Source organism: Spirosoma jeollabukense (assembly GCF_054777855.1).
Window position 1 is genome coordinate 2,041,233 of sequence record NZ_BAAHAD010000001.1, and the last position, 14,785, is coordinate 2,056,017.

Consider the following 14,785-nt stretch of genomic DNA (forward strand, 5'->3'; position numbering starts at 1 on the left):
TCCTGAGAACATAGCGCGCTTTGAGCGACGTCTTACAACGCTTGCTGGGCTTCTACGGCCAGCAAATAGACCGTCATCGATTCGCCCTTGTTCGCAATCCAGTTATCGTAATCTACAATGGCCTGAAGGCGCTGCTCTTCTGTAAGATAGCCTGCCTCCACCAATTGAGGGCCACGTAGCGCTGCCACTTCAGACCATAGACGACTGGTCACGGCAAAATCAGGATCACTTTTCCGGGACACTTCAAACTGAGGCTCCACCTGCACATTCGCAAAGCCAACTTGTAGCATCAGCTCGTGCAGGTGATCGGCAATGGCGTTATCGAAACCCGCATCCTGCCGCCATTGCAGAAAGGCGTCGTAGAATAGCCGCATGGCTTTCGGCGGCTCGGGTGTCCAGGCAAGCTTTTCGTGGTTGAAATCGAGCACTGCCAGATAGCCGCCCGGCTTCACGAAGCGTTTCAGATTAGTAAGCGCTTCTTTAGGTTGAGCCAGCCATTGCAGGGTTCGGGCGCAAGTCACTATGTCGAAGGACTCGGACGTATCGAACGTATAAACGTCGCCCTGTTCGAAAGCAAGTCCGGTCAAATTGCCTGCATTTTGACGCGCCTGCTCAATAAGGCCTTCGTTCGGATCGATGCCCAGTACCCATCCGGTTGGGCCAACTTTTTCGGCAATGCTACGTGTAATGGCACCCGAGCCACAACCTACGTCGAGCACACGGATACCGGGCCGCAGGTATTTCAACAGATTCTGGTTACTGTTTTCAACGGTTCTCCGTTCCAGAACCGGATTGTGGGCGGCAGGCATTTTCGCCCGTTCGGTAGCAACTTGATCAGACATCAACGTAGTAGTTACTCGACTATTTAGTGGGTGAATTGGGAAAAACGTTCCAACTGAAACGCCTGAATATCAAAATCTGTCTGTCCCTGTAAGGCCAGCTCGGCCATAATTTGCCCTACGGCCGCCGAATGTTTGAATCCATGACCCGAGCAGGCCGAAGCCAGCAATACGTTAGCAGAATCGGGGTGATGGTCAATAATGAAATCGCCATTGGGCGTCATAGTATACAGGCAAACCGTTGATTTAACGCATTCGGGGCCTACTCCTACAAAGTTAGGTGCTATGTACTGTTTATACATCTGCTCAATTTCGGCTTTGCTAACCGTTCGTACTATGTCCTTAGGCGTCGTTGTCTGGCTATATTGCTCTGTCGCGATTTTGATGCCTGCTCCTGCCCCACCGATGGCCGGGAAACCATATAAATCCCTATCGCTCAGAATGTATACCGGCATATGGTCAGGTGCATACTGCGTGTAATCGCCCTGAGTAGCGAACCAGTATTGAACCTGCCGATACACCTTGAGCAATTCGCGATAAGGCGTGTTACGTAGAGATTCTGTAATCCAGGGGCCGGTCGTCAGAATCAGCTTTCGGGTTTGATAAACAGTTTCTTCTGTTCGCACCCAAATTTCGGCCCCTGTCTGTTCAAAAGATAACATTTGCTCATACGGGTGGATGATAGCGCCGTTTTGGTGAGCTTGTGTCAGTTGCGCCGAGATGCATTGCTCGGGTCGAAGAAACCCGGCGTTTTCTTCGTAATATCCAAGATCATCATCCACAAATTGAAACTGAGGAAACCGTTTTCGCAGCATTGCTACGTCAAGTAGTTGATGAGCGATTCCGAATTGCTTTGCTGCCTCGATAGTGGTTGTTAGCCAACCCGGTTTGTTGTGTGTCTGCACCTCCGAGTGCTCTTTTCCAACAAAAAGTCCACCTGTAATGGTTAGCAATTGTTGGTCAGTACGCTGTTCGAGTTCCCGCCATATCTCATAGGAACGTAGTGCCAGCGGTACAAAATAAGCCCCTTCGCCAATAGCCTGCCGGGTAATGCGGCTATCACTGTGCGTCGATCCAAATGGATGTGGAGGATTGAACCGATCGATTCCGAGAACAGCGGACGTCTGTTTTGAGAGCTGGTAAAGAGCAGCACTTCCCACGGCACCTAAACCAACAACAATCGCGTCATAAACCATACGAGCTTAATCATTTTCCAGTATCCCGACAAAGATAGTGACTAGCCAATCGGTGTAAGGTCTGACAAACTATTGCTACAGTTAGAAGTCGGTGGCAAAAGTATTGAAGACATCCAGGACCCGTCTATTATTGAATATTTTAACGAATCAACAGGAGTATTTACGCAATGGAAGCTCCTTTGTTGTAGAGCGTTCGCTGGCGAATCTTCCGGCAAATGGCCGCTCTCAACTACAAATCCGGATGTGTCGTCCGACCCCTAAACTTGCATGCATAGCTTCAACATTAATCGTCGTCGTTTTATCCAGGGCTCAACTGCGGCCCTTGCTCTTTCGAGTTTTGGAGCACGAGGTTTAGATCTTATTAATCCGACCAAAACGCTTCGCGTGGGGCTGATTGGTACCGGCTGGTATGGTAAAAGTGATTTGTTTCGATTGATTCAGGTCTCTCCCGTTGAGGTGGTCGCCCTATGCGATGTGGACAAGAACATGCTGGCCGATGCAGCCAAGCTCGTTAGTCAACGGCAGAAATCGGGCAAGACACCCAAGACCTACGGCGATTACCAGAAGATGCTGTCGGAAAATGAAATGGATGTGGTGCTGATCGGCACCCCCGACCACTGGCATGCGCTCCAGATGATCGATGCCGTTAAAGCAGGCGCCAACGTGTATGTCCAGAAGCCCATCAGCGTCGACGTGATCGAGGGTGAAGCGATGGTAGCCGCTGCCCGAAAGTACAATAAAGTAGTGCAGGTTGGGACTCAGCGCAAAAGTACACCTCACCTGATTACGGCCAAAAGAGACATCGTTGACGCAGGATTGCTGGGCAAAATATCGCACGTAGAAATGTGCTGCTACATGCATATGCGGGCGAACGGCAATCCGCCCGTACAGGCAATTCCCGACTTTCTGGACTACAATATGTGGACCGGACCCGCTCCGCTACGTCCTTACGACGGTTTGCCGCACGTTCGCTGGTGGCGGACATTCATGGAATATGGCAACGGCATCACGGGCGACATGTGCGTGCACATGTTCGATACGGTGCGCTGGATGCTGAAACTGGGCTGGCCTAAACGTATCAGTTCTGAAGGCGGCATTTACGTGCAGAAGGAAGGCAAGTCCAATATCTCCGATACGCAATCGGCTGTTTTCGAGTATGATGGCCTAAACTGCGTGTGGCAGCATCGTACTTGGGGCACGCCCAATAACCCAGACTATCCATGGTCGTTTACGCTCTATGGCGACAAGGGCACGCTCTGGGCCAGCACGATGCAGTGTGATTTTATTCCGGACGACAAAAATGGCAAGAAGATCCACTTAGACGTCGTATACGAGAAAGAGAAATATCCTGAGGATCTGACCGAACCGACAAATCCGAAAATTGAGTTGAACGCAGCTCCGGCAACGCGTTTGCACATGCTCAACTTTCTGGATGCTATCGATAAAGGCAGCCGTCCCGTAGCTGACATTGAAGAAGGCCACATTTCTACGGCGAGTTGCATTCTGGCCAATATGTCCATGAAAACGGGGCGTCCCATCGTATACGATTCAGTAAAACATGAAATCGTTGGTGATCGGGAAGCCAATGGATTGCTTCAGCGACCATACCGCGATCCGTACAAGCACCCCGATCCAAAGAAAGTTTAGCAGGTTGCTCTGGAGGTGTTGAGCCTGGTTTTAACTTGTCGAACCGTCTCCAAAAAAGCTAGCCTGAAAAATAGGTGAAGCTTATAGTCAATAGATGGCTGTGTAAACCGGTTTAAGAACCGACCTACACAGCCATCTTATTTTCTAACGTATCCTCATAATGAACGTACTACTTTTCTTACTTTACTTCCCTTTTGGCGGTGGTAATGCTACCGATTCATCTGCCGCCCGAACTCAAGCTGATACAACCTGGAAACTGGTCTGGGCAGATGAATTCACTAAAGACGGAGCGCCAGATCCTAAAAACTGGACATTCGAACAGGGGTTCGTTCGCAACCATGAGCATCAATGGTATCAGCCCGAAAACGCTCGATGCAAAGATGGCTTGCTAATCATTGAAGGTCGCCGGGAGCATCGCCAGAATCCAACGTATCAATCCAACAGCGCCAACTGGAAAACAAGCCGTCCTTCTATCGACTACACATCCTCCAGCTTACACACCAATGGGTTGCACCAATGGCAATATGGCCGTTTTGATATGCGGGGACGTATCGACATCAGTCCCGGCATGTGGCCTGCTTTCTGGACGTTAGGCGTTTCGGGCGAATGGCCTTCCAACGGCGAAATTGACATCATGGAGTATTATCGAAATCAATTGTTAGCCAACGTAGCGTGGGCAACGGCAAAACGTTACACGGCCGAATGGCGCAGCACGAAGAAACCAATGAATTCTTTTTCGGACCCAGACTGGTCAAAGAAATTTCATGTGTGGCGCATGGATTGGGATGAAAAAGCGATCAAACTGTATGTCGACGATCAGCTTTTAAACGAGGTACCTCTAAGCGAAACGACCAATCAGGATGGAACGGGTCGTAATCCCTTTAAGCAACCTCATTATTTGTTGCTAAACCTGGCTATTGGGGGCGATAACGGCGGTGATCCTTCGACCACTACATTCCCAAGCCGGTTTGAAGTGGATTACGTGCGGGTTTATCAAAAATGACGAAGCCATAACTGGAGAGCCGTGCCACGGTTCAAAACCGTGGCACGGCTCTCCAGTTATGGCTTCACTAGAATTTTTCCCCAGCGTCCCGGACGCTCAGCGTGTTCGACCGCTTCGGCTATTTGGTCGAGTGTATACGACGCTTCGACAGGCAATTGAATTTTTCCCGACGCTAGCAACTGGATTACGTTCTGCGCTACGTCCTGCCGCGTCTGACTATCTACCCGGCGCATCCAGTCCGATAACCAGAATCCCCTAACGGTCAACTCCCTGAATATCATCAAACCAATATTAAACGCTGGCTCCTGCCCACTCAAAACGCCGTAAACGAGCATTGTGCCCCCTTTTCCAAGGCATTTGAGCGCTTCGCTAGCCGTATGACCGCCAACGGCGTCTAGCACACAGGTAACTCCTTCTCCACCCGTGATCTGTTTAACACGAGCGGATAAGCTTTCCGTCTCAGTATTGACAACTTCAGTCAGGCCAAGTGCTTTCAGCTCGTCGTTGAGGTCGTTGCGCCGAACGGTACCGATCGTTCTGATACCCCGCATAGCGCACAATTGAATCACCAGTTTACCAAACGCCGATCCGGCAGCCGTTAGCATCAGCCAGCCATTCTCTGGCACATTTGCTTCCTGCACCATCGCATAGGCCGAGAACGGATTCACAAACAACTGAGCCGCTACGTCGTCTGGTATGGCATCGGGCACTGGAATCAAGCTGCGCTGATGGGCGATGGCATACTCAGACCACGTACCGATGCTGGTGAAACTTACCCGCATGCCCACCTGTAGGTGAACACCTTCGCCTACCGCTTCGACAACGCCCACGCCCTCAAAACCTGCTCCAGACGGCAAATGAGGCCGGATACCGTATAAATTCTCTACGAACTTGATATCCGACGGATTGACTGGGCTGGCAATAACCTTAATCAGAACCTCATCTGGCCCGGGTTGGGGCGTTGGTACGTCAGTAAGTTTAAGGGTATCGGTAGGGGTTCCGATTTTATCAAAAATAATGCTTTTCATTTGTTAATGAACGAGTTATAAGATGCGTAGTCGAGGACTGAAATCCTGGCCAACCGAGATTCCGGCCTTTTATTTGGAATGAGGCCAAAAATATGACTTAATTCGCATAAACTATTCCTAAACCTTGAAGCCAGGTGCTAGTCGATAGTGTTAGTCAGGAGCCTCTAGCAAGTACTATTGATGGCACCTGACTAACACTATTAACTAGTTACCGACGACTACTTTCATGCACACCTCTCCTTTTCTTGGTGAATTAATTGGCACAATGGTACTCATATTGTTGGGTAATGGCGTTGTTGCCAATGTTGTCTTAAAACAAACAAAGGGAGAGTCCTCCGGCTGGATCGTCATCACAACCGGTTGGGCATTCGCCGTCACCATGGGCGTATTTGTGTCCAAAGCCTTTGGCGGACTGGATGCCCATTTGAACCCAGCCGTTACGGTCGCTTTTGCCGTAGCCACAAATGATTTTAGCCACCTTGTCCCCTACATTACGGCCCAGCTCATCGGGGCATTTTTAGGTGCCGTACTGGTCTGGCTGCAATACCTCCCCCACTGGGCTGCTACACCCGATCCTGGTGCCAAGCTGGCCTGTTTCGCAACCGGACCAGCCATCCGGAATCCACTGGCAAACTTTTTGAGCGAATTTCTGGCAACCCTCGTGTTAATTCTTGGGCTATCCGGTATTTCATCTAAAAACCTGGGCGAACTAGCCATTGGCGTTGGGCCGTATCTGGTCGGTATTCTGGTGTGGAGCATTGGGCTTTCGCTCGGCGGCACAACAGGCTATGCCATGAGTCCCGCCCGCGATTTCAGTCCGCGTCTGGCTCATGCGCTCCTGCCAATTCCCGGCCGGGGTTCGTCGGATTGGGGCTATGCCTGGGTGCCAATTGTCGGCCCGTTGGTTGGTGCTGCCGTTGGCGGTCTACTCATCCGGTTGTTCGCCTTATAATCTTTACTCTTTCAAAAACTCTATGCCCTCCTACGTAGCCGCCATTGACCAGGGGACAACCAGCACCCGCTGTATCGTATTCAACCGCCAGGGACAGATTGTTTCTGTAGCCCAGAAAGAGCACAAACAGATTTATCCACAACCCGGCTGGGTTGAACACGATCCCGAAGAAATCTGGCGTAACACGCTCGAAGTCATAGCCCTGGCACGTATCAAAGGTAAACTTTCGGCACATGACATTGCCGCCATTGGGATCACGAACCAACGTGAAACGACGGTTGTCTGGAATCGCCGAACGGGCAAGCCCTATTACAATGCCATTGTCTGGCAGGACATGCGCACTGCCGATTTAGTTACTCAGTTTTCGAGCGAAGGTGGACAGGATCGCTTTCGGCCTCAAACAGGGCTACCCCTGGCAACTTATTTCAGCGGTCTGAAACTAAAATGGTTATTAGACAACGTAGCAGGTTTGCGCGAGGATGCCGAACGGGGCGACGCCATCTTTGGTAACATGGACACCTTCGTGGTCTGGAACCTGACGGGCGGACCAGACGGCGGCTTGCACCTCACGGATGTAACAAACGCCAGTCGGACGCAGCTGATGAATCTTCAAACGCTCAATTGGGACGACGCCTTACTTGCTGACTTTACGGTTCCCCACACCATGCTTCCCCAAATCCGGCCAAGTAGTGAAGTATATGGAACCGTTACGTCGGAAGTGCTGCCCAATGTGCCCATTGCAGGGATTCTGGGTGACCAGCAGGCCGCGCTGGTTGGCCAAACGTGTTATGAAGCGGGACAGGCTAAGAATACATACGGTACAGGTTGTTTTCTGCTCATGAACACCGGCACCGAACTCCGAACATCGACCTATGGCTTGCTGTCAACCGTAGCGTATCAGTTTCAGCATGAGCCTGTTCACTACGCGCTGGAAGGTAGCGTAGCGATTACGGGCGCGCTGGTACAATGGCTACGGGACAATCTGGGCATTATCAAAAAAAGCACCGATATAGAAACCCTCGCCCGTTCGGTGGAGGACAACGGTGGTGCTTATTTTGTGCCCGCTTTTTCGGGTTTATACGCGCCACACTGGAAAGCCGACGCGCGCGGTATCATTGCCGGGCTAACCCGCTTTGTCAACAAAGGCCATCTGGCACGGGCCGTTCTGGAAGCCACTGCTTATCAAACCGTTGACGTCGTGCGGGCAATGGAACAGGATGCGGGCGTATCCCTCAAATCACTACGTGTCGATGGGGGCATGGTTGGCAATTCACTCCTGATGCAGTTCCAGTCCGACGTATTGAATGGGCCCGTCGTTTGCCCACAAATGACCGAGACGACGGCCCTTGGCGCGGCCTATGCGGCTGGTCTGGCCGTGGGATACTGGCAAAATCTGGACGATTTACGCCAGAACTGGGGTGTCGCTCGGACCTACGAACCCAACATGGACGATGCGCAACGAAAGAAACTCATGCACGGCTGGCAGAAAGCCATCGAGCGCTCGTTTGGCTGGGAAGACTAATTGGCCTGCGTTTAGATCTCCCGAAAGTTTTGAACTTTCGGGAGATCTAGTTTTCACATTATACCTCATTCTCCTTTGGCTTTAACTCCTCCGCCAGCATCAACCTGGTTTGCGGTAGACTTTGCGGATATTCGTCGCGCAGGAAAGCAATGAGATTCTCACGCATGTGACACCGTAGATCAAAGGCCGAAGGCGCATCCTGCGCCGATACCAGAATCCGCACGACAATACAGGTCGGTTGCGTATCGGTCACCTGTACGGCAAAAACGTCGCCGGTCCAGAGGGGATCATTCTCCGCTAGTTCACGGGCTTTCTCCCGAATTTTGTGGACAGGTGTATTGTAATCAAGGTATAATAAAACAGCGCCGGTAATTGACGCGTCGGAACGGGTCCAGTTTTCGAAGGGGGTTTCAACAAAATAGGTAATGGGTAGAATCAGCCGACGGCGATCCCATATTCTGACAATAACGCTCGTCAGGTTGATTTCTTCGATACGGCCCCATTCTTTTTCAACCACCACAGCATCGTCTAACCGAATCTGCTGATTAAAGGCGATCTGAATGCCAGCCAGCAGATTCGCCAGCGTTTTCTGGGCGGCAAAACCAATCACGACTGATACAACCCCGGCCGACGTCAGGACGCTTAATCCCACTTTGCGACTTCCCTGAAAAGCAATCAGCAGTAGTGATGCCCCGATAACCATAACTCCAATGGCTATGGTTCGGCGAACAAACCGCACCTGTGTGACAAACTTCCGCTGCGATAAATTGACATCCTTGGTCGTGTCGTATTCCCGGATAAGTAACAATTCCGAGACTTTCAGCAACGTAACAATCAACCAGGTGGCGGTAATCAGGAATAAAACCTCCGCGGCTTTGTCGGCCACGGGATGGCGACGTAAGAAACGTTCGGATTGAATATTAGTCGCCAGCAGAAAAAACAGCGAGGGCATAAATACCCAGAACGACCAGCGAACGTGCGATTTAAGCAGTACCAACGTTTGATACGGGCGCCGACGGGATACAAACCGAATTAGTTGGGTCACTACAAAATCGACCGCCAGACCCAGCAGTAAGGCTATGATAAGTAATATCCATCCCGACAGATCACGGTTAGGTACGTAGCCAAACCATCGGACGATGGCCCGTATCCATATATCTAATTGCTGTTGCATAATCTGATACTTGAATCAACTTGGTTGTGCAAAGTAAGCACTTCTGCGAATGTAGTCAGGTATCGAGAGCTTGTTCAACACAATCGTGTAAGACAGTATTATGCCGAGCCAGCTCCTTATTTTAACGGGCATAGCGTAATCTTGGTTTTAAGCTGCCTATAACCCAACCCTTCATAGCCATGCAAAAATTCTTATAAAAATTGGCAGATTACGGCTTTAACTAAATGGCTCTTTTACCTTGATTCATAACACAAAGTTCATATTGATGCCTGCTAGGGTTGAGGTAAATATTCTGAATTTTGCGTTGGCTAAAAAAACAGTCAGAATTAAATGGTAGTCAAGGATATAATCCGCTCACTAAACATTTGAATCGGGCAGATGGAAGTCTATTGATAGCCTTTATGCATCTCGGCTTTTAACTGTTTTAGTAGGATTTTAACCAGTATTTTTTATCCTTTCATGTGAATAAATTGATGTTTCACAAAAAAATAAACAATGTGTCTGAGTATTGATTTTCTTTGAAGGCTCTGATAGACATTGTTATTCATCAACTTCTTTTATCTCCTTTTTTATGCACAAAAAACTACTTTATGTGTTATCGTTTCTTCTTGTAACACATAGTCTTTTTGCTCAGGTATCTTTAACTGGCACAACTTCATACACCCAGAATTTTAATAGCCTCCCCAATACTGGAACATCGGCTACCTGGGCCAATAATACGACTCTTCCGGGTTGGTATGCAGCGGTTACAAATGCAAGTAACGTAACGAATCCCCCCGCTACTATCCTTATTGGTATTGGAAACTCTACTTCAGGTGGATTTTATGATTTCGGGCCTTCATCAAATACCGATAGGGCATTAGGCTCAGTAGGTTCAGGGGCTGCGAAGGCTATTTATTATGGTGTTCTACTGACAAATAATACAGGTAGCCCCATCAAAGCTTTATCCGTAAACTACAAAGGGGAACAGTGGCGGAGCAGCACGTCGGTGCAAAACACACTTACTTTTGCCTATAAAGTTGGAGCAACCACTATTGACGAAGCTGGCTATACGAACAACAGTTCTCTGAATTTTGTGGGAGCGGCACCAGTTACCAGCAACGGTCCACTTGATGGGAATGCAAACGCTACGTCAATCAGTGGGGTCATTGTCACTAACATTGCGGTTGGACAATCAATTATGCTCCGATGGATGGATGTAGACGATGCCGGAAGCGATGCCGGGCTTAGTGTCGATGATCTGACAGTAAGTGTCGTTACTACCCCATTCCTTACCGTAAACCCTACGTCCATCACAGGGTTGGGTTACACAGAAACGTCGACCTCTTCACTCACAGCTACGTTTAACGTTGGCGGTATTAACCTTACCCCATCTACGCCCGTAACAATTGTACCACCAGCGAATTTCGAGATATCGACCGATAACGCAACATTTTCCTCGTCCCCATTATCCGTTAATCCGGCGGGAGATGGTACACTTAACCAAACCATTTATACGCGTCTGGTGACTGGTTTATCAGCCGCTCCTTACTCAGGAACCGTAACGGTAAGCAGTCCAGAAATAGCTGCGGCTTCAACAGTAGCACTAAATGCTACCGTTTACCCGGCTGGTCCGGTCGGCCCTTGCGGAACCTCCACCGTTATCAGCGCGATTCGGCCCGCTGCCGAAGGTGTGACCTTCACGGCAACTGGTCGTGTAACCTCAATTGTCACGACAAACATTTACATTCAGGATGCAACGGGCGGAATTTTACTGTATACAGGGACAGGAACTACAATAGAAATTCCAGAACTTAGCGTAGGTGACGAAATTCAGGTAACGGGCGTATTATCCACCTACAATACGGACAAAGAGCTTAAAAATTTCACAGGTTGTTTCGTGAAAACAGGCACCACGAACGTTTCACCGACATCTTTAACGGTTACTACGGCAACTCTTTGCAACCACAAAGGTGAGTTAGTTACGCTGCCAGGTGTCAATGTCCCGGCTGGAGGAACGTTTGCGGGAGGCACCAATTACAACCTAAGCGATGGCACCCAACTACGCATTCAGGCAGGAACGGATTTGGTAGGCGCTACCCGACCTACCACTACAACAGATATCACAGGTGTAGTCGGTGTATTCAACAATGTCTGCCAGTTATTACCCCGTTCGCTAGCCGACGTTCCCGGCGCAACGGCTAACACCGCATCCTGCCCTGAGGTGGGAACAGGTGGCTCGGGTATTTCTGCTGACAATACGTTAGATATTACCTGGTGGAACATCGAATGGTTTGGTAATACCGGTTTTGGTCCAACCAACGAAGCCCAGCAACAAACAAACGTTGGCCTGCAACTACAGGCCTTAAACCAGGACATTTACTGCCTGGAAGAAGTTTGTGACATACCAAAACTGGATGCTCAGATCGCCCTGCTAAATGCGGCTACGGGGAAAACATACGCCAGAACCTGTGGTGAAGTACCTGGCCGTACTCCTCCTGTCTATTATTCACACTGGTTTGATGACCCGGAAGTTCCTGGCGATGCCACAACCTATGGGCAGAAAGTCTGCTTTGTATACAACACAGCCATCGTGACCAACGTAACGGCAAGCCAGATTCTGGCCGATGGCAATACGGGTAGCAGTTCATGGGCGTCTAATCGTTTTCCCCTATTGATGAGCGCTGACGTTACCTTGAACGGAGTCACTAAAAATATTAAACTAGTTGGCCTTCATGCTAAATCAGGGTCCGATAATTCGTCTTACAGCCGTCGGATAGCTGATTTTACGGGCTTAAAAAGTTACCTTGATGCTACGTATCCGGCCGACAATGTCCTGATCATGGGTGATTACAATGACGATGCGGATCAGTCGATTTACGTCGATGCGGCTACCAGTGCCACGGTGGTCTCATCGTTCCAGAATTTCGTAAACTCTCCCGATTATACGGTCATTACCAAACAGCTCAGCAACTGTAACATTTCCAGTACAGCTAGCTATCCGGACATCATTGACCATTTGACAGTTTCCAACGAGATTAGCACGAACGGATCAGTACCTACAAGCGGAATCAGCTATATCCCTAACTCGGTGAAAGTTAATCGGCCCATTATAGGTGGGACCACTACGTCGGATCACTTTCCGGTAACTGCTCGGTTTCAGTTTTATAATCCGCTTCCGGTCAACTTCATCTCGTTTACGGGACAAGCGAAAGAAAAGGCGATCAGCTTAAACTGGGTAACGGCCTGGGAGGACAAAAATGAGGGTTTCGACGTCCTTAAAGGAGACAATGCGGCTGGTTTTGAAAAGGTTGGTTACGTAGCAGGCCATGCCACAACCACAAATCAGTCTGTTTATGAGTTCTCGGATTCAGACGTGAAGGAGGGGCAACTCTACTACTATCGTCTCAAGCAAAAAGACGTTGATGGTACCGCTACGTTATCGAAAATCATTGCGGTACGGGCCGGTGCGAGTGCTGACGCCATGGTACCCGTGGTTTATCCAAATCCAAATCCGGGCAGTTTTACGCTTTCTGCAAAAAATCTGGACGTGGCATCCATCAAGCTATACAATGCGTTGGGTGCTGAAGTCCCCGTAAGCACGAGTAAAGATCAAGGTGCCGGGTCATTCGTGATACAGGCTACGAATCCGTTGCCAGCAGGTCTTTATTACCTGAGGATTCAGGCAGTCGATGGTACCTATAAACAATCGGTGAACGTACTGGTACGGTAAGAGACTGTCTGAACACCCCTAAATCCCCTGAAGGGGAATTTGCTCAATCTCGGACATACTCCCCTGCAAGGGACTTAGGGGTGTTCAGACCAAGTAAAATAATTCAAAGACAGGTTCTAGCTGATTCTATTTTCATAAAAATACCTGCTCTCTATCCCAGTGAGCAGGTATTTTTATTTTTTGCTACGTATACTGGCCACTACGCCAGCAATGGCTTCACTACTTTCCCGTGGACATCGGTCAGACGGTAGCGTCGACCCTGGCTTTTGAAGGTCAATTTTTCGTGATCAACGCCGAGCAAGTGCAGCACCGTTGCCTGAAAATCGTGCACATGAACCGGATCTTTAATGATGTTATAGCCGAATTCATCGGTTTCGCCATAGACCAGTCCTTTTTTAACACCGGCGCCCGCCATCCAGACGGAGAACGCCCGCGGGTGGTGGTCCCGACCGTAGTTGTCTTTGGTTAGTTTACCCTGCGAATAGCTACCTCGCCCGAACTCGCCACCCCAGATAACCAACGTATCGTCCAGTAAACCCCGTTGCTTCAGGTCCATAATAAGCGCAGCCGACGGCTGATCGACGCTTTTTGCCTGCGTCTTGATATCATTGGGCAGGTTGCCATGCTGATCCCAGCCCTGATGGTATAACTGAACAAATTTCACATCTTTTTCAACCAGCTTACGAGCCAGCAGGCAATTGGCCGCGAACGTACCAGGCTTGCGGCTGTCGGGACCATACATATCGAAGATATAATCTGGCTCTTTCGAAATATCAAGCGTTTCGGGCACCGATGCCTGCATTCGGTAAGCCATTTCGTACTGCGCCATGCGATTATTGATTTCAGGGTCCAGTACGTGTTTATATTGCTCGTGATGAAGTTTGGTCAGGCAATCGAGCATGCGTCGCCGGCTGGTTTTGTCGATACCCGGTGGGTTATTGAGGTAATAAACCGGGTCTGGCCCCGATCGGAATACGACCCCCTGATGCACCGACGGCAGAAAACCATTACTCCACAATTTAGCGTAAAGGGGCTGATCGCCATTACGTCCTTTGGAGAGCAGCACAACGAAAGCAGGCATATTCTGATTATCAGATCCCAGGCCGTAACTCACCCATGAACCAAAAGAAGGTCGCCCAGCCTGTTGGCTGCCCGTTTGAAAAAAAGTAACAGCAGGATCATGGTTGATTGCTTCCGTGTTCAGGGAACGGACAAACGTAAGGTCTCCGGCAATGCTGGCCGTGTGGGGAAGCAACTCACTCAGCCACATTCGGCCAGGTCCGTATTGGGCAAATTTGTACTTCGATGCCGCCAGCGGAAACCGACTCTGGCCAGCACTCATGCCCGTCAGCCGCTGCCCGTTACGTACTGATTCGGGCAAATCCTGCCCCCACATCGCTTCGAGTTTCGGCTTGTAGTCGAACAACTCTAGCTGCGAAGGAGCCCCACTTTGGAATAGATAAATAACCCGCTTCACTTTGGGAGGAAAGTGCGGTTTGCCTACCGCCGGATTTTCGCCCGGCGCAGCGTTTCCCGCAAACAGATTCGTCGGGTTCAGTAGCGACGCCAGTGCAATCGTACCTAAGCCCGCACTGGCTTGTCCCAGAAAAGTCCGGCGGCTAAGCTGGTCGTGTATTTCATCCTGAATATCCATAGTTAAGGGCAGAGGGGAAAGGGCATAGGAGAAGGGATAACCCCCTGCCCCACACCCT

10 protein-coding genes are annotated in these 14,785 nt (G+C 49.9%); 5 read left to right on the forward strand and 5 right to left on the reverse strand.

Annotated elements, in window-relative coordinates; all coding sequences use genetic code 11:
• Positions 1-32 precede the first annotated feature (32 nt).
• Both ACYVEA_RS08190 and solA read right to left on the reverse strand, forming a co-directional pair.
• Positions 33-842, reverse strand: a complete 810-nt coding sequence (locus ACYVEA_RS08190; RefSeq protein WP_461112880.1) for a methyltransferase domain-containing protein — start codon at positions 840-842, stop codon at positions 33-35.
• 23 nt (positions 843-865) lie between these two features.
• A complete protein-coding gene (solA, locus tag ACYVEA_RS08195; RefSeq protein WP_461112881.1) occupies positions 866-2,035 on the reverse strand; it encodes an N-methyl-L-tryptophan oxidase in 1,170 nt (389 codons plus the stop codon).
• 267 nt (positions 2,036-2,302) lie between these two features.
• On the opposite strand from solA, the gene ACYVEA_RS08200 reads away from it, so the two are divergent.
• Positions 2,303-3,682, forward strand: a complete 1,380-nt coding sequence (locus ACYVEA_RS08200) for a Gfo/Idh/MocA family protein (RefSeq protein ID WP_461112883.1) — start codon at positions 2,303-2,305, stop codon at positions 3,680-3,682.
• A 160-nt stretch (positions 3,683-3,842) separates the two neighbouring features.
• A complete protein-coding gene (locus ACYVEA_RS08205; RefSeq protein ID WP_461112884.1) occupies positions 3,843-4,685 on the forward strand; it encodes a glycoside hydrolase family 16 protein in 843 nt (280 codons plus the stop codon).
• A 56-nt stretch (positions 4,686-4,741) separates the two neighbouring features.
• On the opposite strand, the gene ACYVEA_RS08210 is transcribed toward ACYVEA_RS08205, so the two are convergent.
• Positions 4,742-5,713, reverse strand: a complete 972-nt coding sequence (locus ACYVEA_RS08210) for a zinc-dependent alcohol dehydrogenase family protein (RefSeq protein WP_461112885.1) — start codon at positions 5,711-5,713, stop codon at positions 4,742-4,744.
• A gap of 226 nt (positions 5,714-5,939) precedes the next feature.
• On the opposite strand from ACYVEA_RS08210, the gene ACYVEA_RS08215 reads away from it, so the two are divergent.
• Together ACYVEA_RS08215 and glpK are read left to right on the forward strand one after the other, a co-directional pair.
• Complete coding sequence (locus ACYVEA_RS08215; RefSeq protein WP_461112886.1) at positions 5,940-6,665, forward strand: MIP/aquaporin family protein; 726 nt, start codon at positions 5,940-5,942, stop codon at positions 6,663-6,665.
• 22 nt (positions 6,666-6,687) lie between these two features.
• A complete protein-coding gene (gene glpK, locus ACYVEA_RS08220; RefSeq protein ID WP_461112887.1) occupies positions 6,688-8,187 on the forward strand; it encodes a glycerol kinase GlpK in 1,500 nt (499 codons plus the stop codon).
• Between the two features lie 58 nt (positions 8,188-8,245).
• Here glpK and ACYVEA_RS08225 read toward each other — a convergent pair whose 3' ends face one another.
• A complete protein-coding gene (locus ACYVEA_RS08225; RefSeq protein ID WP_461112888.1) occupies positions 8,246-9,361 on the reverse strand; it encodes a mechanosensitive ion channel family protein in 1,116 nt (371 codons plus the stop codon).
• A 571-nt stretch (positions 9,362-9,932) separates the two neighbouring features.
• On the opposite strand from ACYVEA_RS08225, the gene ACYVEA_RS08230 reads away from it, so the two are divergent.
• Positions 9,933-13,073, forward strand: coding sequence for a DUF5689 domain-containing protein (locus ACYVEA_RS08230; RefSeq protein ID WP_461112890.1), 3,141 nt, complete (start codon positions 9,933-9,935; stop codon positions 13,071-13,073).
• A 199-nt stretch (positions 13,074-13,272) separates the two neighbouring features.
• Here the strand turns inward: ACYVEA_RS08230 and ACYVEA_RS08235 are convergent, their stop codons facing one another.
• Entirely contained in the window at positions 13,273-14,727 is a 1,455-nt protein-coding gene (locus tag ACYVEA_RS08235) for a DUF1501 domain-containing protein (protein ID WP_461112891.1), read from the reverse strand.
• Between the last annotated feature and the right edge of the window lie 58 nt (positions 14,728-14,785).

Excerpts from the sequence above, each read along its gene's own strand:
- ACYVEA_RS08190 (WP_461112880.1), bottom strand. The coding sequence starts at position 842 with ATGTCTGATCAAGTTGCTACCGAACGGGCGAAAATGCCTGCCGCCCAC.
- solA (WP_461112881.1), bottom strand. The coding sequence starts at position 2,035 with ATGGTTTATGACGCGATTGTTGTTGGTTTAGGTGCCGTGGGAAGTGCT.
- ACYVEA_RS08200 (WP_461112883.1), top strand. The coding sequence starts at position 2,303 with ATGCATAGCTTCAACATTAATCGTCGTCGTTTTATCCAGGGCTCAACT.
- ACYVEA_RS08205 (WP_461112884.1), top strand. The coding sequence starts at position 3,843 with ATGAACGTACTACTTTTCTTACTTTACTTCCCTTTTGGCGGTGGTAAT.
- ACYVEA_RS08210 (WP_461112885.1), bottom strand. The coding sequence starts at position 5,713 with ATGAAAAGCATTATTTTTGATAAAATCGGAACCCCTACCGATACCCTT.
- ACYVEA_RS08215 (WP_461112886.1), top strand. The coding sequence starts at position 5,940 with ATGCACACCTCTCCTTTTCTTGGTGAATTAATTGGCACAATGGTACTC.
- glpK (WP_461112887.1), top strand. The coding sequence starts at position 6,688 with ATGCCCTCCTACGTAGCCGCCATTGACCAGGGGACAACCAGCACCCGC.
- ACYVEA_RS08225 (WP_461112888.1), bottom strand. The coding sequence starts at position 9,361 with ATGCAACAGCAATTAGATATATGGATACGGGCCATCGTCCGATGGTTT.
- ACYVEA_RS08230 (WP_461112890.1), top strand. The coding sequence starts at position 9,933 with ATGCACAAAAAACTACTTTATGTGTTATCGTTTCTTCTTGTAACACAT.
- ACYVEA_RS08235 (WP_461112891.1), bottom strand. The coding sequence starts at position 14,727 with ATGGATATTCAGGATGAAATACACGACCAGCTTAGCCGCCGGACTTTT.